Here is a 23,925-nt window from a genome sequence, read left to right on the forward strand (position 1 = left end):
ATAATTCATAATTTATTCAACCTTTGTCCTTTGCCCTTTGCCCTTTGCCCTTTTGAATATTAATTGTTCATTGTGAACTTTTTTACTAAATCAGAATAGTTATTATTATGATTTTACAAAACAAAGAGAAAATATGAGCGGAAATAGTTCAAGGGTTCAGGCAATTTACCAAATCACTAATCGAGAAATAAAGCCTTTCAATACCCCCAAACGGTTAGAAGAAATGTGGGCAAAAGATGTTTTTACCCTTAGTAAAATGCAAGAATGTCTGCCCAAAGAAGTATTTAAGTCTTTGAAAAAAACCATTCAAACCGGTGAAACCCTAGATATATCTATCGCTGATGTGGTTGCGACGGCCATGCGTGATTGGGCAATCTCCAAAAAAGCTCTTTATTACGCCCACGTTTTCTATCCTCTCACCAATTCTACAGCAGAAAAACATGATGGGTTTGTTTCTGTGCAAGGAGATGGTTCAGTAATTTCTGAATTTGCAGGTAAAGTATTGGTTAAGGGTGAGCCTGATGGCTCTTCTTTCCCCAATGGGGGCATCCGTTCTACCTTTGAAGCTCGTGGTTATACAGCTTGGGATGTCACCAGCCCCGCCTATGTGATGGAAACTGACAATGGTGTAACTCTCTGTATTCCCACTGTATTTATTTCTTGGACAGGAGAGGCACTAGATAAAAAAACTCCCCTATTGCGTTCTAATCGAGCCCTTAATAAAGCCGGTCAAAGGGTATTAAAACTCTTAGGACACGATAAAATCGCCCCCATTAGCTCTAGTTGTGGAGCAGAACAAGAATACTTCTTGGTGGACTCTAATTTTGCCCACAGCCGTCCTGATTTACTCCTCGCTGGACGTACTTTATTCGGGCGCCCTCCAGCCAAAGGTCAAGAATTTGATGATCATTATTTTGGGGCAATTCCTGAACGGGTACAAGTGTTCATGCAAGACGTGGAAGAATCCATGTATCGCTTAGGGATTCCTGCCAAAACTCGCCATAATGAGGTAGCTCCCGGACAATTTGAATTAGCTCCGTTTTTCGAGTCTGCCAACGTAGCCACAGACCATCAACAGTTAACCATGACCATTTTAAGAAAAATGGCAAAAAAACATGGTTTTATCTGTTTACTACACGAAAAACCCTTTGCCGGTATTAATGGTTCTGGTAAGCACGTTAACTGGTCAGTAGGTAATGCTACCCAAGGGAATTTATTAGACCCCGGTGACACTCCCCACGCTAATGCTCAATTTTTGGTCTTCTGTGGTGCCATCATTCGAGGAGTACATAAATATGGTAAGCTCTTACGCGCTGTGGTAGCTACCGCTAGTAATGACCACCGCTTAGGTGCCAATGAAGCGCCCCCCGCCATCATGTCAGTGTATTTAGGTTCTCAGTTAGAAGATGTTTATGAACAAATCCGCCAAGGTGAAATTACTGGGTCGAAGGGCGCTGGAGTAATGAATATTGGTATCGATACTTTACCCGAATTTCCCAAAGATCCGGGCGATCGCAATCGTACTTCTCCTTTTGCTTTTACGGGCAATCGTTTCGAGTTTCGTGCCGTCGGTTCAGGTCAATCCGTAGCTGGTCCTTTAGTGGCAATGAATACTATTTTAGCTGACTCTTTAGGTTGGGTAGCTGATCAGTTAGAAGCCAAACTCGCTGAAGGAGTAGATTTGAATGTTGCCATTCAAGCAGTGCTAAAAGAAATCATGGAGAAACATGGTAACGCTGTTTTTGGTGGTAATGGTTATTCCCCTGAATGGCATAAAATGGCAGTGGAAGAAAGAGGATTGGCGAATTTACCCACTACAGCCGATGCTTTACCTTGCTTGAGAACTAAGGAAATTGAAGAATTATTTGAGCGTACTGGTGTACTATCCCCTGTGGAATTAGAAAGCCGTTTTGAAGTGTATGGTGAGCAGTACATTCTTTCTTTAGAAGTGGAAGCAAAATTAGTGATCAGTATGGCAAAAACCATCATCTACCCCGCCGCCGTTAGTTATTTAGAAAAATTAACTTCAACTGTAGCAAGTTTAAAAGGCATTGGTATTCAGTTAGATACAGAAAGCATTAGAAAAGTAGCTGATTTGACTAACGGTATGATGGCTGAAGTCAACAAATTGAGTGATGCTTTAGCTAAACATGATTTTCCTGATACTGAAGCAAAAATGAAGTATTTTGCTCAAAATGTTTTACCGATTATGGGTGAAGTGCGCAAATTTGCTGACGGTTTAGAAGGTGAAATTGCTGATGAGTTATGGTCTTTACCTACTTATCAAGAAATGTTATTTATTAAATAGGTTATGTAGTTATGTAGGGTGGGCATTGCCCACCTCTTAGAAGATATAATCACTTTAATAGTTGAACTTATTTATTAATAACTTGAATGGATGTAACATTAGTCAATATCGGTTTTGGTAACATAGTCTCTGCCAATCGAGTCATCGCCATTGTCTCCCCTGAGTCAGCGCCCGTCAAACGGGTAATCAGTGAGGCAAAAGAAAATAAACGATTAGTTGACGCTACCTATGGAAGGCGCACTAGGGCAGTGATTATTACCGACTCCAATCATGTTATTTTATCCGCTATTCAACCAGAAACCGTTGCCCAACGTTTCAATATTAAATAGAGTCTGACGAAAAAGGGCAAGGGGCAAAGGTTAAAACCCTTTAAAATCAATTGTCCATTATCGATTTAGTATATCAGCTACTTTAGCAACTTGAGACATTTCCGCAACGTCATGGACTCGCAAAATATCAGCGCCCTTCACAATAGCATGATAACAAGTAGCTCCCGTTCCCCAAACCCTTTTCTTTGGGTCTTTTTCTTGTAATATTTCCCCGATAAAACTTTTACGAGAAGTACCAATTAGTAACGGAAAACCTAAGGTTTTTAACTGGTCAATATTTTGTAAAATTGTAATATTTTGTTGGTAATTTTTAGCAAAGCCAATACCGGGGTCTAAAATAATTTGTCGGGATGAAACTCCTTTACTAAAAGCATAATTGATTTGAATAGTAAAAAACTCTTTAATTTCGCCCATTAAATCATTATAATCCGTCAAAGATTGCATGGTTTGAGGATTACCACGCAGGTGCATTAAAATAATTGGTTTGCCCGATTCAGCAACAAAATCAAACATTTTTGGTTCAAATGTACCACCAGATATATCATTAATAAAATCAGCGCCCTTCGCCATCGCTTCCCTTGCCACTGCTACCCGAGTAGTATCAATAGAAATGGGATGGTCCGATTTCGCTCGGATGGCTTCGATAACAGGGATTACTCTTTGTAACTCTTCTTCTAGGCTAATTTGGAGGGCGCCGGGGCGAGTGGATTGTCCACCAATATCAATTATATCAGCCCCGTTTTCTATCATATAGAGAGCTTGTTTTACCGCTTGATTAATTTGTTGATAATCACCGCCATCACTAAAGCTATCGGGAGTAACATTAAGAATACCCATGATATAGGTACGTTGCCCCCAATTAAAGCGATAATTTTTAATATTTAGACTAAAATCAGTCATATTGGTGCCATTCGTTCAGTTAAGGTTGAAATACCTGAAACGTAGGATTGGAAGAAAAAAAATCCCTCCTTATATAAAGCTCATCTTTTTACAACTTTTTTAATGTCCCGAAAAGATTTATTTTCTACCTGGGGAATTTCAGAGGCAAAAACTGAGTTTACTCAAATAATTATATCAAGAACCTACTCTAATGGCATCCTTTGATTTAACTGTGACAAACTTAGGGTAATCGGGCTAAAAGCCCGAAATACTATGAAAAAAAATGTTATCGTTTAGAGGAATTGATTAATTGTGCATAGCTTTGGCTAATTCGGCGGCTACTTCAGGGCGAGAAAACTGCGGGGGAGGTAATTCACCACGTCTTAACATTTCTCTCACTTTTGTGCCTGATAAATGCACTCTTTCTTCTGGGGTAGAAGGGCTAGTTTTTGATGTTGCCATTTGTTCGGTGCGCAAGCAGTAGAAGGCGTGTTCAAATTTCATGGGGGTGATACCTAATTCTGCTGGTTCAAACTCATCAAAAATTAATTGTGCATCATAAGTACCATAATAGTCACCTACTCCGGCATGATCACGACCGACAATAAAATGAGTACATCCGTAGTTTTTCCGTATTAAGGCATGGAAAATGGCTTCACGGGGACCAGCGTAGCGCATAGCAGAAGGGTTAATGGCGAGAATAACTCTATTTTGAGGGAAGTATTTATCCACCATAATTTCATAACAGTTCATTCTTACATCAGCGGGGATGTCATCGCTTTTAGTAGCACCCACCAACGGATGCAGAAATAAACCATCTACCGTTTCTAAAGCGCATTTTTGGATGTATTCATGGGCGCGGTGAATGGGGTTACGGGTTTGAAAACCAACCACGGTTTTCCAGCCTCTTTCTACAAATAATTGACGAGATTCGGCTGGATCGATTTGATATTTAGGGAATAAGGGATGAGGGTCTCTTTGTAGTAACCAAATAGGTCCAGCGAGGTTAATTTCGCCCTGTTCATATACTACCTTAACGCCCGGATGTTTTTCTTCATCGGTGCGATAGACTTTAACGGCTTCGTGGGTTTTGTTGTAGCGGTATTTTTGGGTTAATTCTAATACGCCCACAAATCTACCATTATTATCATCTAAGCGAATCCAACTGCCTTCGGTGAGGGGCGCTGCCACTTCTGCGGTAACGGATAAGGTGACAGGCACTGCCCAAGGTAAGCCATTAGCTAGGCGCATATTATCCACCACGTTTTCATAGTCTGCTTGTGCCATAAAGCCGTGTAGAGGGCTAAAACCACCAATGGCAATCATGACAAGGTCAGAAAAGGCACGCTCATCTAGGGTTACTCTAGGCATTTTGTCGGCTTGTGCCATAAATTCATCCCTTTCCCCTACGGTAGCAAGACGATTTATGAGTTGTCCACCGTGCGCTGGGATAGTTTCTTGACTTTTACTCATCTATAATTTTTTTAATAATTTTTGTCAGATTTCATACTACCATGAATGATTACACCTCAAAGGGCAAAGGACAACAGTTAAGAGAGGTTTCAGGTAGCAGGTAGCAGGTAGCAGGTAGCAGGTAGCAGGTTTCAGGTAGCAGGTAGCAGGTAGCAGGTTTCAGGTTTAAAACTCTTCCCTCAATAGACTCCTGTAAGTAGATAAGCAAAATTAATTGTGATTTTTATTTTTCTTAAAGCTATGGTAACAGAGGAAGGCAAGGGGATGTGCGCCCCTTGTTAACCCCTTGCCTATATATAATTAATTTTGCACGATAACTTATCATTAAATTTATTTACTTCTTAAAAGACTGGGTTTTAAACCTTCTATTTTTTGATAAGATGATAATCATTACTTTTTATCATCAATCATCATTTTGACGGTCACAGATTGCTTTTTATTTCTTATATTTAGGGTCTGCTGAATAAATCAAAACCCTTGTCTAATAAAGGTTTTAAGCACAATAAAACTCAAAAAAGTGCCAAAAATAATCTTTTTTTGCCAAAAAATCTGTATTTCTGATCCCCTAATCAAAAATTATTGATACAAATGAGCAATTTATGAAAAATAACGATTTGGTTTAACTCTTTAATTTATAAGCATTTCACCTGAAACCTGAAACCTGACACCTCCCCACACCAAAATACTTTTTCACCAACCCCTATTTATTCTTTTTTTTAGCATAATGAATTTAAAACTTTTATTATATTTAGAAGTCCCTAATCCTGATACTAATGGTGTCGTGCGCTGGTTGCAGGAATCTTGGCGCCCTTCGAGAGGGGAAAAATTCAATACTCCTGATGGCATTAATTTAAAGTTAGATCATAATAGTCAGTTATCGATTTTTGTGTGGAATTTACAGCGCACTTCATACCTCAAAATATTTAGGTGGGGTGTAAAATCATCTTTAGAAAATAAATTAAAAAGAGAATTATCAAAAGCAATTAAACAACAATTCCCAACTCAATATCCTGAATTACCAGAAATTAACTTGGAGGAGCAATCTATTTTTGACGCCCTTGCTCCTCGTTATCCAGCCACGGTTAAATTTTTCCAAAAAATGCCCCAAGGAGAGTATGATTTAAACCGAGTTTATTGGTGGGAAAAAAAATGGCGTGAAAGTGTCCAAAATAATAGTAACAATAGTAGTAATTATCAACTTAAACCAGTTATTTTCAGGGATCAAAGCACTGGTAAAGCAGATTATGATTTAATTTATGTGGGAGGGGCGCTGGGCGCCCTCCACGCCAGTTTAATGGCTAAAATGGGTTACAGTGTGCTGTTAATTGAACGTTTAAAATTCGGTAGAATGAACCGAGAATGGAATATTTCTCGCCAAGAATTTCAAGTTTTAATCGATCAAGGTTTATTCACAAAAAAAGAATTTGAATATATTATTTCCGCAGAATACCAAGACGGTTTTAGTAAATTTTTTGATGGCAATAATCCCCCTCATTTAAAGGCGGATGTTTTACATACTCCCACCGTATTAAATATTGCCATTGATACTAATAAATTACTGGAATTGTGTCAGAAAAAATTAATTAAATATGGCGCAGAAATATGGGATCAAACTGAGTTTGAAAAAGCCACTATTGGCAAAGATTTAGTCACCGTTAATGTCACTAATTTAGTCACAGACGAAGCCAAAGAAGCCACAGGAAGGCTCTTAATTGATGCTATGGGTACAGCATCCCCCATTGCATGGCAAATGGCTGGAAAGAAAACCTTTGATAGTGTGTGTCCGACGGTGGGCGCTATAGTCGAAGGTATCAGCGCAGAAGTATGGGATCGTAATTATGGGGATGTTTTGTTTTCCCATGGGGATATTTCCAAAGGAAGGCAATTAATTTGGGAGTTATTTCCGGGTGAGGGTGAGGAATTAACCATTTATTTATTTCATTATCACCAAGTGCATCCCGATAATCCCGGTTCTCTGTTAGAAATGTATGAGGACTTTTTCAATATTTTGCCAGAATATCGCCGTTGTGACATGGAGCAGTTAACTTGGAAAAAACCGACTTTTGGCTACATTCCGGGGCGCTTTACTGTAAGCAAAAAAGATCGCACCATTGCCATGGATAGGTTACTTTCTATCGGTGATTCCGCTTCTTTGCAATCCCCCCTCGTTTTTACTGGTTTTGGCTCTCTGGTGCGTAATTTAGGGCGTTTAACGAGCCTTTTAGATCAGGCTCTGAAAAATAATCTTTTAGATGGTGATTCTCTGAATCAAATTAATGCTTATCAAAGTAATATTGCTGTAACATGGTTGTTTTCTAAGGGAATGATGGTGCCAACTCATCAAACTTTGCCTCCAGCGCGCGTCAACTCCATGTTAAATACTTTCTTTGGTTTATTGGCAGATGAACCGGCAACAGCGGATGTTTTCATTAAAGATCGTACGGATTGGTTAACTTTCAATCGTTTGGCATTAAAAGCGGCGCGCAAAAATCCTCCCTTATTATGGTGGATTTGGCAGATGGCGGGTACGAAAGACATCGGGCGCTGGATTGGTTCTTACCTCATTTTTACGCTGGATGCGTTAAAAAATCTCTTGTTTAGCCGTTGGCTTAATCCTTGGTTGCAGAAACAAGGGGAATGGTTAAAGCAATCACAACCGAAGTTATGGTTTAAGTTGCTTACTTTTAGTTCGGGTTTTGTAGCTCAAAAATAAATAAAATTAGTTAGGGGTGGAGAGGGAAAGAATTATGAATTATGAATTATGAATAATTAGAGTAAAGAAAAAAGAGGAGTTGAGCGCTCTTTTACTAAAATAAAAATATTAGTTAAAACAATTTAATTATGAGTACATTAATGGATAATGATTTGAAAGAATTAAAAGATTTAATCAACTCTAAATTTGAGCAAGTAGATCGCAAATTTGAAAAGGTGTTTGAGGAATTTACCTCTGTTAAAATTGAAATTGCTACCATTAAAACTGAAGTTAATGGGTTAGGAAAAAGATTAGATGATACTAATAAAAGGATTGATAACCTTGAGTTTACTAATCGAGGGATTTTAATAACAGTTGTCAGTGGTTTACTTTTAGCTGTTATTACTTTAACTGTTAAGTTTTTAGTACCACCAATTAGTTGAATATAAATAGGGGTTGCTGAAAAAGTGGTGTCGTGAGGGGAGTGGTTAGTGGACAGTGGGTAGTGGATAGTGGGCAGTGGGAAGTGGGTAGTGGATAGTAAAAAGGTTTATAAATCAAAGGTTTTAGCATAATCATAGCTTCTTAAAAATTCCTAATTTTTATCAATGATTGTTGATTGATAACAAGAAAATACCGTATTTTTGGAGAAAAAATGCTATTTTTTGCACTTTTTTCTATGTAAATTATGCTGAAAACCTTTGTTTAACAAGAGTTTCGATTTATTTAGCAGACCCTAAATAGCAGGGGATTTTCAAAGTCAGGATCAAAATTGATTTGTTTTTGACAAGAAGACAATATAAGGATGATCCCCCCCAACCCCCCTTAAAAAGGGGGGAGATTCAGGGAGACAGGAGGATTTTTTACTATTAATTGATTTATTAGTAGTTAAAAACCTCTGAATTTCAGATTATTGGCTAGTTTGAGAAACTAACATTTTTGAGAATGAAAACGCCCTGCCCTAAATAGGTGATCAGCTAGGAAAAAGAGTAGATTTAGTTATGAAAAAAGGTTTAAAATCTCATATCGGTAAATATATTTTGAATGAGGTTATTTACTTATGAAAAGAGAATTAAAAGACTACTTAAAACATATTCTTAAAACCCTAGAATATTAAAATATTCCGCTCTGAAATTATAAAGCCTCATCATTGTCACTTATCCATTTTGTGATAATAATTATCAAGATTTATCAGTAATTGATCTTGACGATTACGCAGGTCATCTAGTCCATTACCATAGTTCATCAGAGAAAAATAAACTTTTTGACCTGAGGGGTCGTCAAACACTCCTACAAGCGCACTCACCACAGCGAGAGTCCCTGTTTTTACGCTGATACCATGGGGAATTTTGCGCCCTTCGATAGTGCCGATATTTTGGGGGGCGCTGGTGGGTAATAAATCGGAAAATTGTAAATTATTAGCCTGTAATTGTCTTTCTAAAGCGAGTAAAATTTGACAGGCAGCGCGGGGAGATATGCGGTTTTCTTCTCCTAATCCTGAGCCATTGATTAATTGTATCTCATTAGATGGTACATTGATTAGGGGAAGGGCGCCCTCCACCATTTTTTCGACTCCTCCCATTTGATCTGTTAAAGATTGAGCAATATAATTATTACTATACACGTTCATTAACTTGAGAATTTCGATCAATTGTGCTGATTGATGCGCTTTAAATAAGCTAATTTCTGCAGGTAAATCATCCCTAAAAACCGTTTTTCCCGTAATTTTTATAGTAGGGCGAGATATTGATTTTTCTAAGGTTTTATACTGTTTTTCTACTTGCCAATTCCACTGAGAAGAATTAAAAGCAACCCGTAAAAATTCTGCGGATTTAGCCACATCGGCAGTAAAATTCATTTGCCAATTGCCAACAATAATTAAATTACCATCAATAGATTTAATTCCTTGCTGTTGTAATTCATGGGCAATAATTATGGCATCTTCCCAGACAAAAAATGGATTACCGCCATTTTCAATAATTAAATCGCCTTGAAGTATGCCATTAGTAACAGCGCCCTTCGTATATATATTAGTGATAAAACGATGGTTTATTTCCCAAGTATTTAGCGCCCCTAAACTGGTGACTAACTTGGTGGTAGATGCAGAGGGAAGGGGTATCATACCTTGATTTGACGCTAAATCAACCCAAGGGGTTTGTATCCATACCCCTTGCTGAGATAGGTTTAATCCTCGTTGTTGCAACCCTTGCAAATATTCATTAACAATTGATTCAATTTCGGGATTTGCTTCAGTGGGTAATTCAAAAATACTAGCTGTCTGCCAAGGAATGACGGGAATGGCTGAGGGGGAGGGCGCTATGATATTTAGTAAAGCTGTTATTAAACTAGAAAAAATCATTAATTACGGGTTGCTGAAAAAGTATTTTGGTGAGGGGAATGTAGAATGTAGAATGTAGAATTTAGAATGTAGAATTAATAATTTTTGATTGGGATGGAAAAAATAGGGTATTTTTAGAGAAAAAAGTCAATTTATGACACTTTTTGTTATTTAGAATAGACTTTAAACCTTTATTTGACAAGAGTTTCGATTTACTCAGCAAACCCTAATTATTTGCGAGAATAAGTTATGTCAAGTTCGTTTGAGAACTTATAAATAAATTAAACTAATCTTAGTTCAATTTATTGAACGTAATACCGTTGGTTCCGTGTAATTCATTACACGGTGGGTAAAGTGCGAAGAGAAAATCTATTTGTAAAAGATTATCCGAACTTGATATTAACCATCTAAAATAACATTTTCATATAAATCTGTCAAGGAAAAACTAAAATTAAGACAAGGAAATTCTACTAAGTTGTCTTGATTATCATAGGGATGAAGCACCCATAAATTATCGCTATTTTTCCTAAAACATTCTACCTGCATTTTATCTTGAGAAATTAAAATATACTCTTGTAAACTTTCAATTTGACGGTAACTGGCAAATTTATCACCTCTATCATAACGCTCTGTGCTTTCTGATAAAACTTCGATAATTAATTGGGGATATTCTTTAAAATAAGTGGATTGTCGATCTTTTTCCTCACAAGTAACAATAATATCAGGATAGAAAAAAGCATTTATACTAGCTACTTTTACTTTCATATCAGATATATAAACTCGGCAGTTTTTATTATTACTTTGTTTAAGAAAGTTTTTGATCAAATAAAATAGATTACCAGCAATGGTAACATGAGAATCACTAGCGCCCACCATCTCGTAAATATCTCCTTCTTTATATTCTCTTTTAATTAAACTACTTTTTTCGCTCTCTAAATATTCATCGGGAGACAATTTTATTTTTGCTTTAGTTGCTACTGTCATAATTTATTATTTTTATAAATAATCTTACTAATTATTTTAACCTTAAAGTTATAATGATCAATAGGTAAGTAAAATTAATTGTAATTTTTATTTTTCTCAAAGATATGATAACAAGGGGTTAAAACCCCTTACCTGTAGTTGATTTTATCGTATTACTTAATTCATGTTGCCATGAGAAAAATTAATCACTTTTAACCCTGATTTAGGATGTAAACTGGGAATATTTACTAAACTTAAATCTTGATTAGATTCTAACTGCCAAGTATAGTTTTCTAGCAATAAACTAGCAAAAAGTTTCATTTCCATTTGTGCAAAAGCATAACCCAAACAAAAACGAGGGCCACCGCCAAAAGTAATTAAACTAAATTCAGCTTTTTTATCTTCTTGCCTTTCAGAATTGAATCTTTCTGGATCAAATTTATCAGGCTCAAAATATATATTTTCATCTTGGTGAGTAGCTTCAATTCTATATAAAACTTGCCAATCTTGGGGTACATAATAACCATTAAAAACAAAAGGCTTTACTACTCCTCTAAATCCACCAGCCACAGGGGGATATAACCTTTCTACCTCTTTTAATATCTGTCCTAAATAAGTCATTAATTTAAGTTTATTTATGGTAATTTCACCATCTTTTGCTAGACATTTCTGTTCTTCTTTTGCTTTATTAAAAATTTCTGGATGTTGAGATAATGCTAAACAGAAAGAGGTTAACATGGAGGTAGTTGTTTCATGTCCTGCAAATAACATTAATATTGCTTGGGCTTTGATTTCCTCTATTTTTAAGCTGTTTCCCTCTTCATCTTTAGTTTGAATTAATAAACTTAGAGCATCATTAGTCGGTTTTTCTTGTCTTTTAATAATTTCTTTTTCGATGTGACATAGTAATAAATCTCTACTTTTTAAAGCTTTATGATAGCTTGTGCCGGGTAGATTAATGGGAAAGGTAAACAAACCAGCACTTAATTCGCTAAATAGTTGTGATAAATAACGATTATTTTCGCCTCTTTCACCTCCTAGTAACAACACACTAGCAATTTCAAAGGTCATTTGCTTTAATTCATCAAACCAAGTAAAATTTTTATCTTTTTCCCATTTTTCCAAGTAGCTTTGAATAATTATTTTCATAGTTTCAAAGTAATGGTGGAGGGCGCTGGAATGAAAAGTAGGCATAAGTAATTTGCGGTTTCTTTTATGCTCTTCTCCATCTTGTAAAAATAATGATCTTCCCAACAATTCTTTAAAATTTTGGGGCCAGCCTTTTTCCCAAGAAAAGTAATCAAAATGAGTTTGTAAAATAAATTTATTAGCTTCTATTCCCCCCATAAATATAGTTTTTTTACCTAGTATATTCGTTTTAAAAACGGCTCCATATTTTTCAGCTTTTTTCTTGGCAAAATTAGGATCAAAAAGAAAATTTAAAGTTTCACCTATTACGGGTAAACCAAAATTACCGGGAGGATATTGATGTTTATTATCCATGATTATTTATTTGTTTATTAATACTTTATTTTTATGATAATCTATCTCAATAAAAAAGACCCATTGGTGAATTAAAGCAGTTTTCATTTCCTTAAACCACACTTTAGATTGTCACAAAGATTGCCTTTGCGTCTTCGCGCCTTTGCGAGAAACAAAAAAAGTGGTTTATTGGTTTATTCATGTGAAATGTGCTGTAAGGTAGGATTATTGGTTAAACTAGGAAGAAAGAAATATAGCAATCCTATCTGAGTTGTGAGATTATCAACAGTTAAATTTTAATAACAAGGGGTTTAAAACCCCTTGTATGGTAGATTGTGCCATAATCTTCTTTATTTTAAATTTCTCATAAATCATTCCTGATTGCTATAGTTGTTATATAAATTTAGAATAGCTTGATCATGAAATATAATTCTCAAAGTAACTCATCACAACTTAGTTTATTTGACAATCAATCAAGCTACCAAGTAAAAACAACCAAACTAAAACAAGAATTTACGATGAGTTTGGATTATTTGAAAAAATGGAAGAGGAATATTTTTAATTATCAACAAAAATCAGCTAATATTCAAGTAAAACAAGCTAATTTGCTGGATAAAGATGACTATGATTTAGATACTGAGTTAATTAATCCTTTTACTCTTAAAACTCATACGGATCAGTTTTATAATTTACCTCAATATGGTAATAGTGAAAATTGTTTATACTTTATTTTAGATACACATTTGCCAATATTATTATACGTTGGTGAAACTAAATTATCCCCTCAACAAAGATGGATTAATCATGATTGCAAAAGCTATATTAATAGTTATATTTTTTTACATCGAAAGTATAGTTTACCTGTAATAATTAGGTCGGCTTTTTATTGGGCTGTTTCTCCTGATAGGGTCACTAGACAAAAGTTGGAAAAAGAGTTAATTTTACGATGGAGGGCGCCCTTCAACAAGGAATCATGGCAATGGTGGGGGCAACCTTTTAAATAGAAAGGGAGAAAGGGAGAAAAGGGGGAAAGGGAGAAAGGGAGAAGGGAGAGAAAATATATAAATTATAAAAGTGATGGTAAAATGAAGTTGTTTGGGAGCAATTTTTAGTACATATCGCATAAGTAATAACACATGGTTAGTTTAGAGCAAGTCAAAACCACAATTAAAAGTCAGTTACCGGATGCTGAGGTGGTAGTAAGGGATTTAACCGGCGGTGGCGATCATCTTGAAGCTATAGTGGTATCTAGTGCTTTTGAGGGGAAAACTATGGTAAAACAACATCAGTTAGTTTACAGCGCCCTCCACACTGAGCTACAATCTGAAGCTATCCATGCTTTAGCCTTAAAAACTTTCACCCCCTCCGCTTGGGCTAGTATGAGTAAGTAATCGAAGACAGAAAGACAGGAAGACGGGGAGAAAGGGTAGCAGAGGAGGAAAGGGAGAAAGGAGAGATAATGAGTAGTTTTCCATTATCCATTGTCCATTGTCCATTATCAAAAATCTGTTATGATTTTTAGTAAAACTGTAGCGATAAAGTAGTGATTAATAGATAAAATATGACACCTGAATTAAAACAGCGCCTTGATGACATTGTTAATAGTAGCCCCGTTTTTGTTTTTATGAAAGGCAATAAATTAATGCCTCAATGTGGTTTCTCCAATAATGTGGTACAAATATTAAATACCCTTGGTGTACCTTTTGAAACTTTTGATGTTCTTTCTGATTATGACATTCGTCAGGGTATCAAAGAATATTCCCAATGGCCCACGATTCCTCAAGTATATGTCAACGGTGAATTTGTCGGTGGTAGCGATATTTTAATTGAATTATATCAAAATGGTGAACTACAACAAATGATCGAAGTCGCCCTCGCTTCGTAATTAAGTATTGGGTATTGGGTGTTTGACATTCGCCCTTTGCCCTTTAAACTTTGTCTTTTTAAATCCCTTTTTTATCCCAATCTAAAATATTATGATATAACATAATCAATTTCAAAAATAAGCATAACATAAAGTAAGGGGTTAAAGTTCTCTATGTATATAGTCCATATCGCTTCAGAGTGCGCACCAGTTATCAAAGCTGGGGGATTAGGTGATGTTGTTTATGGCTTGAGTCGAGAAATTGAGAATCGGGGTAATACGGTAGAAATTATCCTCCCTATGTATGATTGTATGCGTTATGACCATATTTGGGGGCTTCATGATGCTTACCAAGATTTAGCAGTGCCTTGGTATGATGGTGAAATAAAATGCTCGGTTTATTGCGGTTGGGTTCACGGTAGGTTATGCTTTTTCATTAAACCTCTTTCCGATGATAATTTTTTTGATCGTGGTTGTTACTATGGCTGTGATGATGATGCCATGCGTTTTGCTTTTTTCTCCAAAGCTGCCCTAGAATTTTTGTTAGTCAGTAATAAGCGCCCTGATATAATTCACTGTCATGACTGGCAAACGGCTTTAGTGCCTGTGTTATTGTATGAAATTTACAAATGGCATGGTATGGCTAATCAAAGGGTATGTTTTACGGTGCATAATTTTAAACATCAAGGCTTCGCTGGTGGTGAGTTATTAAAGGCTACTGGTTTAAATAATGAGAATTACTACTATAGTTATGAGCGTTTACGGGATAATTTTAACCCTTTTGCTATTAACTTAATGAAGGGTGGCATTGTTTACTCAAATCATGTTAATACTGTTTCTCCTCATCATGCTTGGGAGGCGAGATATAGCGATGTAAGTTATGGTTTAGGGCATACTTTAGAGTTACATCATTACAAATTTGATGGCATTCTTAATGGTATTGATTATAATATCTGGAATCCTGAAATCGATACTCATATTCCTTTTCAATATACTATGGAAAATTTTGAAGGTAAAAGTAAAAATCGACGGGCGCTGAGGGAAAGGTTATTATTAAGGGATGAAAATAAGCCTATTGTGGCGTTTGTGGGTCGTTTAGACTATCAAAAAGGGGTAGAGTTAGTACATCATGCCCTCTATTATTCTCTCCATCATAATGCTCAATTTGTATTATTGGGTTCGGCGACGGGCGCTGAGATTAATAATTGGTTTCGCCACGAAAAGGATTTTCTCAATAACAACCCCGATTGTCATTTAGAGTTGGGTTTCCATGAAGAATTAGCGCACCTCATCTATGCTGGAGCGGATATAATTGTCGTACCTAGTATGTATGAACCTTGTGGATTAACGCAAATGATCGGCTTAAAATATGGTACTGTACCAGTGGTGCGCGGTGTAGGTGGTTTGATGGATACGGTGTTTGATAAGGATTATGATCAACATCATGCTCCAGAAAAGCGTAATGGTTACGTATTCTATGAAAATGATTACCCAGCGTTGGAATCTGGTTTGGCGCGCGCCATCGGTTTATGGCATCACTTTCCGAAGGATTTTGAACAGTTACAAAAGCAGGGCATGGAGTATGATTACTCATGGAATCAGCCGGGTAAGCAGTATGTGCGCTTGTATGATTATATTCGCCATAAGTAATGAATAATTTAATTTTGAAACCCTCACCCCTAACCCCTCTCCCATAGCAGGGCGTTTTCATTCTCAAAAATGTTAGTTTCTCAAACTAGCCAATAATCTGAAATTCAGAGGTTTTTAACTACTAATAAATCAATTAATAGTAAAAAATCCTCCTGTCTCCCTGAATCTCCCCCCTTTTTAAGGGGGGTTGGGGGGGATCATCCTTATATTGTCTTCTTGTCAAAAACAAATCAATTTTGATCCTGACTTTGAAAACACCCTGCTCCCATAGGAGAGGGGGATAAGTATATTTTTAGTAAAAAGTATTTTAGAAAAATGGGACAATTAGAATATAAACCGAATATCCGCACTTGTGGCATTAACCTTAATCATTGGTATGTAGTGGCTAGAAGTAGCGAAATTACCGCAAAACCTTACAGCGCCCGTCTCTGGCACCAAGATATAGTCATTTATCGAGATGGCGCTGGGAAAGTAATTGCGTTGGAGGATCGTTGTCCCCATCGTCAGGTAAAATTAAGCTCTGGGAAGGTGGTTAATGATAACCTTGAATGTGCTTATCATGGTTGGTTATTTAATGGAGGGGGGGAGTGCGCTGGTGTACCATATTTAGCGGAAAATCAGAAAATCCCCACTTGCAAAATTAAATCTTATCCCGTCAAAGAGTTAGATGGTTTTATCTGGATTTTTCCCGGTGACGGTGATTATGACCAAATCCAGCCCATGGGTTTACCAGAATGGGAGCATTTGAACTATATTGCTAGTGTAGCGGAAATTGACTGCCCCGGACATTATTCTTATTTGATTGAAAATTTAATGGATATGCACCATGGGCATCTTCATGATAATTACCAAGCATGGGCGGAAGCTACTTTAAAAGACATTGAAACCTCTGAAAAAAGAGTTGATGTTTTATATTCCGCACAAAGTTATTATCGCATCGATAAAATTTGGTCAATTTCCCAGTTATTTTTTCCCGCACTACGGCGTTTACATCCTGAACCTCTCAAGGTAAGCTATGTTTATCCTCATTGGGCTTCTAGTTTGGGGCAGGATTTTAAAATTTACTGTTTATTTTGCCCTGTGGATGAAACCATCACTAAGGCTTATTTGATTCATTTTACTTCCCTTGAGTCTTTTTGGCGTTTACATAAGTTGCCTGTTTGGTTTAGGAGATTTATCAAAAATAGTTTATTTAATGCCGCTAAGGGGTTATTGGAAGGGTTAGTGCGCCAAGATGTGGAGATGATAATTCAAGAGCAAGATTCTTTTAATCGTAATCCCATCCAACGTAATTATGAGGTGAATCGGGCGCTGGTAAAGGTACAACAATTAATTATTAATCAATATCTCAATTCTCAACAAATTAGAAGTTAAACAATGCAGAAATCAATATTAAACAATGATTATGAAATTAAAAATTGTTATGATTCCAACAGTGACTTGATTTTATATCATGGCGATAATAAAGATTTTTTATCAACAATTCCCGACAAATCTTTGAGTTTAATTATTACTTCTCCGCCTTATAATATGGGCAAAGAATATGAAAAAAATCTTAGTATTGAAGAATATTTAGTAAATCAATCATCAATTATTAAAGAATTTTATCGTATTTTAAAAGATGATGGTCATATTTGTTGGCAAGTAGGAAATTATGTAAAAGATGGCGAAGTTTATCCTTTAGATATTTATTATTATCCCATATTTAAAAACTTTAATTTTCGACTTCGTAATCGTATAATTTGGCATTTTGGTCATGGACTCCACGCCTCTAAAAGGTTTTCAGGGCGCTATGAAACCATTTTATGGTTTAGTAAAACTGATAATTATTATTATAACTTGGATGCAGTTAGAGTTCCAGCAAAATATCCGGGTAAAAGACATTATAAAGGAGAAAAAAAGGGACAAATTTCAGGTAATCCACAAGGAAAAAACCCCTCTGATTATTGGGAAATAGTTTTGCAAGATTGGGAAAAAGAAATATGGGAAATTCCCAATGTAAAATCAAATCATCCCGAAAAAACTATTCATCCTTGTCAATATCCTATAGAATTAGTAGAACGCTGTGTTTTAGCTTTAACAAAGGAAAATGACCGTGTTTTTGATCCTTTTGCTGGAGTAGGCTCGTCAATTATTGCTAGTATTAAACATAAAAGAAAAGCCATAGGATGTGAACAAAAATTAGAATATATTAATGTGACAATAGATAGAATTAATAAGTATTACAATAATGATTTAAAAATTAGACCATTAGGCAAAATTATCCATAAACCAACAGGGAAAGAAAAAGTGAGTCAAATTCCCCCTGAATGGCAAGAAGAAAAGTCTATTTATCAACAATTAAATTTATTAAATCAACAGGAAAAAAATTAATGATTATTGGTGGATTGTATTCATTTAACAACGGTGAAAATTTTATTAATCAACATTTTCAGGATGAATTTAAAGAAGTTCAAGACGTGATAAAAAATATTAATGCACTCGAACATAAAACGAAAACCAGTAAAGAACAAACTATGGTTGGTAATATGTTATACAGTCCATCTTCTCTAAATAAATCATTCAAAAAAAAATTTAGTCAAAGAAATTGGCAATCAAAAAAAATTTCTTGTAATTATTCACAAAATTATTATACTTCTCATTATAAGCCTTCTAATCTTTCCACGAAAAGTAAATCAAGTCCTTTGGACTTATTTTTAGCAATTTCATGCTGTGGAATTTAGGTTATATTAGTGCAGTTTTTTAATTTTTACTAACCGTAATAAATTTGCATTCTGTAAAGGGTTTAATTTCCCTCATTTTTGCTTTTTCTGGGTCAAAATCTATGGGAAATTTAGTAAATAAATCATAACAAGCATTGGTTAAATTTGTTTTAGTTAAATCTGTTTCTTTAAGAATAGCTCCAGCTAAATTAGCATTAATCAATGTAGCTTCACTTAAATTGGCTTCCTGAAAGTTACTTTTTTTAAAATTAGTTTTATTAAGATTAGCCTTAGTTAAATCAGCCTGAAAAAAATTACTATAAGATAAGTCTAAATTATCTAATTTAGCTTCTTGTAAATTAGCATTTTTGAGTAAATTATTAGATACTTGAGACTGATTAAAACTGATTAAATGAGTATCTTTCAAAAAAATGATCATATAGCGTTTTCTTTCTCCATTTAACTCAGCTAATGTTGCTTGGGTATCAGCTCTTAATAGGTTAAAGTCCTGCTGTAATTGCCATGAGGAATAATTTAAAGTTAATTGGGTAATTTGATTAAGATAATTACTGAGAATATTATGACGATAACTTTCTAATTCCAGGTTATATTGAGCATTATTATCTTGAATTTGTAGTGGTCTATACAAAAATTGCTCACTAAAAATGTTGGAAATGGTCAGCGCCCCTAAAATTAGGGTAGTAGTAGAAGTAATTAAAGCGCCCACAATCGGTCCAATGGCGATTTCTGGAATATGCACTGAACCTGTTACTGCCAAGGCAATGGCACTTAAAAATGATGATAAGGTGCGCTGAAATTTGCTAAAAATGCGGGGTAGTAATGGCTTTTTTTTCTTTTCTTCCATCAGTAAATAAATGTGAAAATTTCACTTTAATTAGGGCTGAATAATTCAGAAATATTGATTCATCAAGGTTAAGACGGGCTACAGTCGTCAAAAAATATACAAAATTACGCTTTTTTTATAAAAATGTAGTTTAAATACGAGATTACATATAATACACTAAGATAGCAAAACTTCATCATTATCAATTGTCCATTTGTCCTTATGAATGCACTTTTCAGTGCCATCTAATTATACCGAAAGTTCCAGATAAAAACTTTTAACAAGAGCTTTAAACCCCTTACCTTGTAATTAAAATCCCTTATATTTTCAAGCAATCAGTTCAAATCAAACTGAGTTTATATTGAGTAAGTAAGTTAATATATATGAACGAAATCATAACATTAGGTAATTACCTTCATTAACGATGGAAGAATCTTTTACCCTTACCCTACAAATCATTATCACTGTTTGCGCAGGAATTAGCTCTCAGGTATTCGGGGAATATTTCAAAATACCTAGTATTGTCTTTTTACTCATTTTCGGAGTAATTTTAGGGCGAGATATGCTAGGTATTCTGCAACCTGAGTTGTTGGGGGTAGGGTTAGAGGTTTTAGTTGCCCTAGCGGTGGCGATTATTCTTTTTGAAGGGGGATTAAACCTAGAATTGCGTCAGTTAGATAAGGTATCGGGCAGTTTACGCAATCTCGTCACTATCGGTACTTTAATTACTTTTCTTTGTGGGGGGGTAGCGGCGCACTTCCTCGCTGAATTTCCGTGGGAAATTGCCTTTTTATACGCTTCTTTGGTGGTTGTAACTGGTCCAACCGTAGTAGCGCCCCTCCTCAAACAGGTAGCGGTGGATAAGAGAGTTGCCACAATTTTGGAAGGGGAAGGGGTTTTAATTGATCCGGTGGGCGCCATTCTCGCTGTGGTGGTATTAGATACCATTATTAATAGTTCTGCTGATCCTCTCGATATTATCACGAGGTTAGTATTTCGCTTGGGCATAGGGGCGCTAATCGGGGGGCTAAGTGGCTATTTTTTAGGATATTTTCAAAAAAATGCTAATTTTGTTCCTGAAGAATTAAAAAATTTAGTGGTTTTAGCCGGAGTATGGGGTACATTTGGACTCTCTCAAATGATTTTAAGTGAGTCGGGATTAATGGCAACGGTAATCGCTGGTATTGTGGTGCGCGCTTCTGGTATCCCCGAAGAAAGGTTATTACTACGTTTTAAAGGACAACTGACGGTTTTATGTGTTTCAGTTTTATTTATACTCCTCGCCGCCGATTTATCTATAGATAGTATTTTTGCACTAGGTGGAGGCAGTGTTTTAACCGTATTGGCATTAATGTTCATCGTGCGCCCTTTAAGCGTGATCATTTGTACTTGGAATAGTGGTTTAAATAGCCGTCAAAAGTTATTTATAGCTTGGATTGCTCCTAGGGGTATCGTTTCAGCTTCTGTTGCCTCTTTATTCTCTATTCTATTAACCCAAAACGGTATCAATGGTGGTCAATCTATTAAGGGTTTAGTCTTTCTCACCATTATGATGACGGTGTTTGCTCAGGGTTTAACTGCTGGTCGAGTAGCAAAATGGTTACGAATAACATCGGCTCAGGCGACGGGCGCTGTTATTATCGGTTGTAATCCCATCGGGCGCTTATTGGGGCGTATTTATCAAAGTCAAGGAGAATCAGTTGTTTTGATTGATACAGATACAGAGGCTTGTAACCGTGCCAAACAAGATAATTTACCTGTGTTTGAAAGTAGTGGTTTAGACCCGGATGTCATGGAAAAAGCAGGAATTACCTCCGTAGGCACTTTAGTCGCCTTAACAAATAATGGCGATGTTAATTTGATGATTGCCCAGCGCGCCATCGAAGAATTTTCTCCCCCCAAAGTATTAGCAGTTTTTCCTAATGAGAAAAAAGAAAATAATATTAAAGCTAATAAGCAAAAAATAGCCCAACCTTTTATTAACGATATACAAATCAAAACTTGGAATCAATACATTAACGATGGGTTATTTCGTCTCGGTAAAACTGTGATTAGGGGTGAGGGAGAAGCCATTGATTTTCAACAAATTCACCTCCAAGCCTTAATTACCGGAGGGGAATTATTACCATTACTGGTAAAAAGAAAAGACAAGTTAGAGATAGTCCAATCCACCGAAGAATGGAAGTTAGGAGATGAAATTATCTATTTACTACACGACCCTCGACCACAACTATTGAAAAGGCTATCGGGAGTTTCTGCCTCTCCTCGTCTCACTTTAGAAAAGTTACCCAAAGTGGAAGAAATACCTCTTTCGGTTAATGTTAAATAAGTTCTCGTACAAAATTAATTGTATATAAGCAAGGGGTTTAAACCCCTTGTTGTTATAGCTTTGAGAAAAATAAAAGTCACAATTAATTTTGCTTACTTACTTATATCAAGTCCATTTGATAACTTATAAATTAGTAAGATCAACATCTCAGTTCAATTTATTGAACGCAATACCATTGGTTCCGTGTAATGAATTACACGGTGGGTAAAGTGCGAAGATATTATCTTGTATAACAGATTATCCGAACTTGATATTAGACATCGACCGAATTTATTTTCTTTTGCCTCGTAGGAGTTGAATATTATTCAACCCGTATAGGGCTTTAGCCGTTAAAATAACTATATTAATAAAACCTGAGTTCGAGATAAAATTTTCGGTGCTGTAAAGGTGTCGGGTATCAGGTGTTAGGTATTAGGTGAAAAAATTGACAAAAAATATATCTTAATTGATTTTTTCAGTTCAATTTTGTGATCGAATTAGATCATCGTCTGAAAATTACACCTGAAACCTGCAACCTGCAACCTGAAACCTACCCTTATCAGGCATTCTTGCATCGAACTGAGGTAATAAACCACATTTTTTGTTTCTCGCCTCGATGCGCAAAGGCGCAAAGAGAATCTTTACTCATCACTATCTGAGTCAGTTTCATTAATTTGAAAATAGGATAACTTTGATAAAAATTTAACAGCTACCACTCCAGCAATGGTAGAACAGGAAGTAGCGAGAATGGTAGGGATAAAAATATCACTAGCCTCAGCGCCCATCAACGCCACCACAGTAGCTGGTAAAATCAACTGCACACTGGAGGTATTAATCGCCAAAAAAGTTGCCATGGCATTAGTAGCTGTGTCGGGATTAGGATTAAGTTTCTGTAACTCCTGCATCGCTTTCAAACCCAACGGCGTGGCCGCATTACCCAACCCCAGTACATTCGCCGACATATTCAGTACCATAGCACTAACCGCCGGGTGATCGGGAGGAATTTCAGGAAATAGCCAAATAGTAATCGGTCGTACTACTTTAGCAACTATATCAATTAAACCAGCCACTTCAGCAATTTTCATAATGCCGAGCCATAATGCCATGATGCCAATTAAACCGATGGCCAACTCTACCCCTAACTCAGCACTACTGATGGCGGCTTCTGTGACAGCATCTATTTTACCCGTCAGCGCCCCTACCACTACCGAAACCGCTATCATGGCAAACCAAACGTAATTTAACATAATTTTTTAGATAAGTAGAAAGGAAGATAATTGGGCAGTGCTGAAAAAGTGAAGTCGTGAAAGCAAATGGATAATTGACAATGGACAATGGATAATCAATTATGGCTCTTCTGCAATAGTTATGAAAAATTAATAATAAATAACGAACAAAACCTTTGATATATAATAGTTTTAGTATTTTTAAAATGCAATTGTTATAACTTTATGGTTTGCATTTTACCTAATACCTGACACCTTTTTTTAGACATAATTTATCATACTCAAAGTAGAAGAGCCTCAATTATTTAATTTTGCTCTTGTAAAACGGTGGAAATTAATACGAGGTCAATCATTCCATTATCATGATCAACGATTTTTGCTTCAATATCAGGACCAAAAAACTTAGTAATTTTGTCTAATTTTTCTTGCCAAATATCAAAACGAGTTAAAGGTGATTCAAACTGTAAAATTAAAGTATAATGACCATCTAACTCTACTTCCTGAATCGTAGTTAAAATGGGGCGCAGTTCATCCGTAGTGCTGAAACCTAGCTTTTGTAAAGCATAATCCAGATGCACTTCTTGCCCATAACGATAGCGCGTGACATCCTTTCTCAGTTGATTTTGAGTATAGGTAGCTTGACTTTCTCTTAGTTTAAGGACTTCTGGGGTGGTAGGTTGAGCGAAGGGAATCGGTTTTAATTCCGATGCTTTGAGGGCTAATCCCCCTAATAGTAAGGGAATACCATAAAAAAAACCAGCTAAATTGAGAGTAGAATTACCAACAAAATAAGCATAAAAACCAACTGAAGTTAAAATTGGTCCAACGATTAAACCGACGAGAGCGAGGGGTATTTTTCTAAGCATA

At 36.0% G+C, this 23,925-nt stretch carries 20 protein-coding genes; 12 read left to right on the plus strand and 8 right to left on the minus strand.

Translation table 11 applies throughout. The features are described 5' to 3' along the window. The first annotated feature begins 133 nt into the window (after nucleotides 1–133). Nucleotides 134–2,308: a glutamine synthetase III gene (locus tag IGQ45_01250; GenBank protein ID MBF2055853.1), complete on the plus strand. Its 2,175-nt coding sequence runs from the start codon at nucleotides 134–136 to the stop codon at nucleotides 2,306–2,308. Between the two features lie 86 nt (nucleotides 2,309–2,394). Beyond that, nucleotides 2,395–2,637, plus strand: coding sequence for a DUF370 domain-containing protein (locus IGQ45_01255; protein MBF2055854.1), 243 nt, complete (start codon nucleotides 2,395–2,397; stop codon nucleotides 2,635–2,637). 57 nt (nucleotides 2,638–2,694) lie between these two features. Here the strand turns inward: IGQ45_01255 and folP are convergent, their stop codons facing one another. Further along, entirely contained in the window at nucleotides 2,695–3,537 is an 843-nt protein-coding gene (folP, locus tag IGQ45_01260) for a dihydropteroate synthase (GenBank protein ID MBF2055855.1), read from the minus strand. Between the two features lie 285 nt (nucleotides 3,538–3,822). Then, complete coding sequence (sat, locus tag IGQ45_01265) at nucleotides 3,823–4,989, minus strand: sulfate adenylyltransferase (GenBank protein MBF2055856.1); 1,167 nt, start codon at nucleotides 4,987–4,989, stop codon at nucleotides 3,823–3,825. A 724-nt stretch (nucleotides 4,990–5,713) separates the two neighbouring features. Between sat and IGQ45_01270 the strand changes: the two genes are divergently transcribed. Both IGQ45_01270 and IGQ45_01275 read left to right on the plus strand, forming a co-directional pair. Beyond that, on the plus strand, nucleotides 5,714–7,702 hold the full coding sequence (locus IGQ45_01270) for a flavin-dependent dehydrogenase (GenBank protein ID MBF2055857.1): 1,989 nt from the start codon (nucleotides 5,714–5,716) through the stop codon (nucleotides 7,700–7,702). A gap of 128 nt (nucleotides 7,703–7,830) precedes the next feature. Then, nucleotides 7,831–8,124: a hypothetical protein gene (locus IGQ45_01275; protein ID MBF2055858.1), complete on the plus strand. Its 294-nt coding sequence runs from the start codon at nucleotides 7,831–7,833 to the stop codon at nucleotides 8,122–8,124. Between the two features lie 710 nt (nucleotides 8,125–8,834). Here the strand turns inward: IGQ45_01275 and IGQ45_01280 are convergent. The 3 genes from IGQ45_01280 to IGQ45_01290 form a co-directional block, all read right to left on the minus strand. Continuing rightward, on the minus strand, nucleotides 8,835–10,040 hold the full coding sequence (locus IGQ45_01280; protein ID MBF2055859.1) for a D-alanyl-D-alanine carboxypeptidase: 1,206 nt from the start codon (nucleotides 10,038–10,040) through the stop codon (nucleotides 8,835–8,837). A gap of 378 nt (nucleotides 10,041–10,418) precedes the next feature. Then, nucleotides 10,419–11,003, minus strand: a complete 585-nt coding sequence (locus tag IGQ45_01285) for a Uma2 family endonuclease (GenBank protein MBF2055860.1) — start codon at nucleotides 11,001–11,003, stop codon at nucleotides 10,419–10,421. A gap of 156 nt (nucleotides 11,004–11,159) precedes the next feature. After that, a complete protein-coding gene (locus IGQ45_01290; GenBank protein ID MBF2055861.1) occupies nucleotides 11,160–12,485 on the minus strand; it encodes a cytochrome P450 in 1,326 nt (441 codons plus the stop codon). 398 nt (nucleotides 12,486–12,883) lie between these two features. Here IGQ45_01290 and IGQ45_01295 point away from each other — a divergent pair, with 398 nt between their 5' ends. From IGQ45_01295 to IGQ45_01325, 7 genes are all read left to right on the plus strand, one after another. Further along, nucleotides 12,884–13,468 (plus strand): hypothetical protein, encoded by a 585-nt coding sequence (locus tag IGQ45_01295; protein ID MBF2055862.1) that lies wholly within the window; start codon nucleotides 12,884–12,886, stop codon nucleotides 13,466–13,468. 132 nt (nucleotides 13,469–13,600) lie between these two features. Beyond that, entirely contained in the window at nucleotides 13,601–13,855 is a 255-nt protein-coding gene (locus IGQ45_01300) for a BolA family transcriptional regulator (GenBank protein MBF2055863.1), read from the plus strand. Nucleotides 13,856–14,025: 170 nt separating this feature from the next. Continuing rightward, nucleotides 14,026–14,349, plus strand: coding sequence for a Grx4 family monothiol glutaredoxin (gene grxD / locus IGQ45_01305; protein MBF2055864.1), 324 nt, complete (start codon nucleotides 14,026–14,028; stop codon nucleotides 14,347–14,349). A gap of 153 nt (nucleotides 14,350–14,502) precedes the next feature. Further along, nucleotides 14,503–15,978 carry a glycogen synthase GlgA gene (gene glgA / locus IGQ45_01310; GenBank protein ID MBF2055865.1) on the plus strand — a complete coding sequence of 492 codons (1,476 nt, stop codon included), beginning with the start codon at nucleotides 14,503–14,505 and terminating at the stop codon, nucleotides 15,976–15,978. A 315-nt stretch (nucleotides 15,979–16,293) separates the two neighbouring features. Further along, nucleotides 16,294–17,352, plus strand: a complete 1,059-nt coding sequence (locus tag IGQ45_01315) for an aromatic ring-hydroxylating dioxygenase subunit alpha (GenBank protein MBF2055866.1) — start codon at nucleotides 16,294–16,296, stop codon at nucleotides 17,350–17,352. A 3-nt stretch (nucleotides 17,353–17,355) separates the two neighbouring features. Next, nucleotides 17,356–18,351 carry a site-specific DNA-methyltransferase gene (locus IGQ45_01320; protein ID MBF2055867.1) on the plus strand — a complete coding sequence of 332 codons (996 nt, stop codon included), beginning with the start codon at nucleotides 17,356–17,358 and terminating at the stop codon, nucleotides 18,349–18,351. Further along, on the plus strand, nucleotides 18,351–18,701 hold the full coding sequence (locus IGQ45_01325) for a hypothetical protein (protein MBF2055868.1): 351 nt from the start codon (nucleotides 18,351–18,353) through the stop codon (nucleotides 18,699–18,701). The genes IGQ45_01320 and IGQ45_01325 overlap by 1 nt, the downstream gene beginning before the upstream one ends. Before the next feature lie 19 nt (nucleotides 18,702–18,720). On the opposite strand, the gene IGQ45_01330 is transcribed toward IGQ45_01325, so the two are convergent. After that, entirely contained in the window at nucleotides 18,721–19,545 is an 825-nt protein-coding gene (locus IGQ45_01330) for a pentapeptide repeat-containing protein (GenBank protein ID MBF2055869.1), read from the minus strand. A gap of 403 nt (nucleotides 19,546–19,948) precedes the next feature. Here IGQ45_01330 and IGQ45_01335 point away from each other — a divergent pair, with 403 nt between their 5' ends. After that, nucleotides 19,949–21,853, plus strand: a complete 1,905-nt coding sequence (locus IGQ45_01335) for a cation:proton antiporter (protein ID MBF2055870.1) — start codon at nucleotides 19,949–19,951, stop codon at nucleotides 21,851–21,853. Nucleotides 21,854–22,473: 620 nt separating this feature from the next. On the opposite strand, the gene IGQ45_01340 is transcribed toward IGQ45_01335, so the two are convergent. Then, a complete protein-coding gene (locus tag IGQ45_01340) occupies nucleotides 22,474–23,079 on the minus strand; it encodes a nucleoside recognition protein (protein ID MBF2055871.1) in 606 nt (201 codons plus the stop codon). Between the two features lie 284 nt (nucleotides 23,080–23,363). Beyond that, on the minus strand, nucleotides 23,364–23,924 hold the full coding sequence (locus IGQ45_01345; GenBank protein MBF2055872.1) for a DUF2854 domain-containing protein: 561 nt from the start codon (nucleotides 23,922–23,924) through the stop codon (nucleotides 23,364–23,366). Nucleotide 23,925 lies beyond the last annotated feature (1 nt).

The organism is Cyanobacterium sp. T60_A2020_053 (assembly GCA_015272165.1).
Lineage (GTDB): Bacteria > Cyanobacteriota > Cyanobacteriia > Cyanobacteriales > Cyanobacteriaceae > Cyanobacterium.

Excerpts from the sequence above, each read along its gene's own strand:
- IGQ45_01250 (MBF2055853.1), top strand. The coding sequence starts at position 134 with ATGAGCGGAAATAGTTCAAGGGTTCAGGCAATTTACCAAATCACTAAT.
- IGQ45_01255 (MBF2055854.1), top strand. The coding sequence starts at position 2,395 with ATGGATGTAACATTAGTCAATATCGGTTTTGGTAACATAGTCTCTGCC.
- folP (MBF2055855.1), bottom strand. The coding sequence starts at position 3,537 with ATGACTGATTTTAGTCTAAATATTAAAAATTATCGCTTTAATTGGGGG.
- sat (MBF2055856.1), bottom strand. The coding sequence starts at position 4,989 with ATGAGTAAAAGTCAAGAAACTATCCCAGCGCACGGTGGACAACTCATA.
- IGQ45_01270 (MBF2055857.1), top strand. The coding sequence starts at position 5,714 with ATGAATTTAAAACTTTTATTATATTTAGAAGTCCCTAATCCTGATACT.
- IGQ45_01275 (MBF2055858.1), top strand. The coding sequence starts at position 7,831 with ATGAGTACATTAATGGATAATGATTTGAAAGAATTAAAAGATTTAATC.
- IGQ45_01280 (MBF2055859.1), bottom strand. The coding sequence starts at position 10,040 with ATGATTTTTTCTAGTTTAATAACAGCTTTACTAAATATCATAGCGCCC.
- IGQ45_01285 (MBF2055860.1), bottom strand. The coding sequence starts at position 11,003 with ATGACAGTAGCAACTAAAGCAAAAATAAAATTGTCTCCCGATGAATAT.
- IGQ45_01290 (MBF2055861.1), bottom strand. The coding sequence starts at position 12,485 with ATGGATAATAAACATCAATATCCTCCCGGTAATTTTGGTTTACCCGTA.
- IGQ45_01295 (MBF2055862.1), top strand. The coding sequence starts at position 12,884 with ATGAAATATAATTCTCAAAGTAACTCATCACAACTTAGTTTATTTGAC.
- IGQ45_01300 (MBF2055863.1), top strand. The coding sequence starts at position 13,601 with ATGGTTAGTTTAGAGCAAGTCAAAACCACAATTAAAAGTCAGTTACCG.
- grxD (MBF2055864.1), top strand. The coding sequence starts at position 14,026 with ATGACACCTGAATTAAAACAGCGCCTTGATGACATTGTTAATAGTAGC.
- glgA (MBF2055865.1), top strand. The coding sequence starts at position 14,503 with ATGTATATAGTCCATATCGCTTCAGAGTGCGCACCAGTTATCAAAGCT.
- IGQ45_01315 (MBF2055866.1), top strand. The coding sequence starts at position 16,294 with ATGGGACAATTAGAATATAAACCGAATATCCGCACTTGTGGCATTAAC.
- IGQ45_01320 (MBF2055867.1), top strand. The coding sequence starts at position 17,356 with ATGCAGAAATCAATATTAAACAATGATTATGAAATTAAAAATTGTTAT.
- IGQ45_01325 (MBF2055868.1), top strand. The coding sequence starts at position 18,351 with ATGATTATTGGTGGATTGTATTCATTTAACAACGGTGAAAATTTTATT.
- IGQ45_01330 (MBF2055869.1), bottom strand. The coding sequence starts at position 19,545 with ATGGAAGAAAAGAAAAAAAAGCCATTACTACCCCGCATTTTTAGCAAA.
- IGQ45_01335 (MBF2055870.1), top strand. The coding sequence starts at position 19,949 with ATGGAAGAATCTTTTACCCTTACCCTACAAATCATTATCACTGTTTGC.
- IGQ45_01340 (MBF2055871.1), bottom strand. The coding sequence starts at position 23,079 with ATGTTAAATTACGTTTGGTTTGCCATGATAGCGGTTTCGGTAGTGGTA.
- IGQ45_01345 (MBF2055872.1), bottom strand. The coding sequence starts at position 23,924 with ATGCTTAGAAAAATACCCCTCGCTCTCGTCGGTTTAATCGTTGGACCA.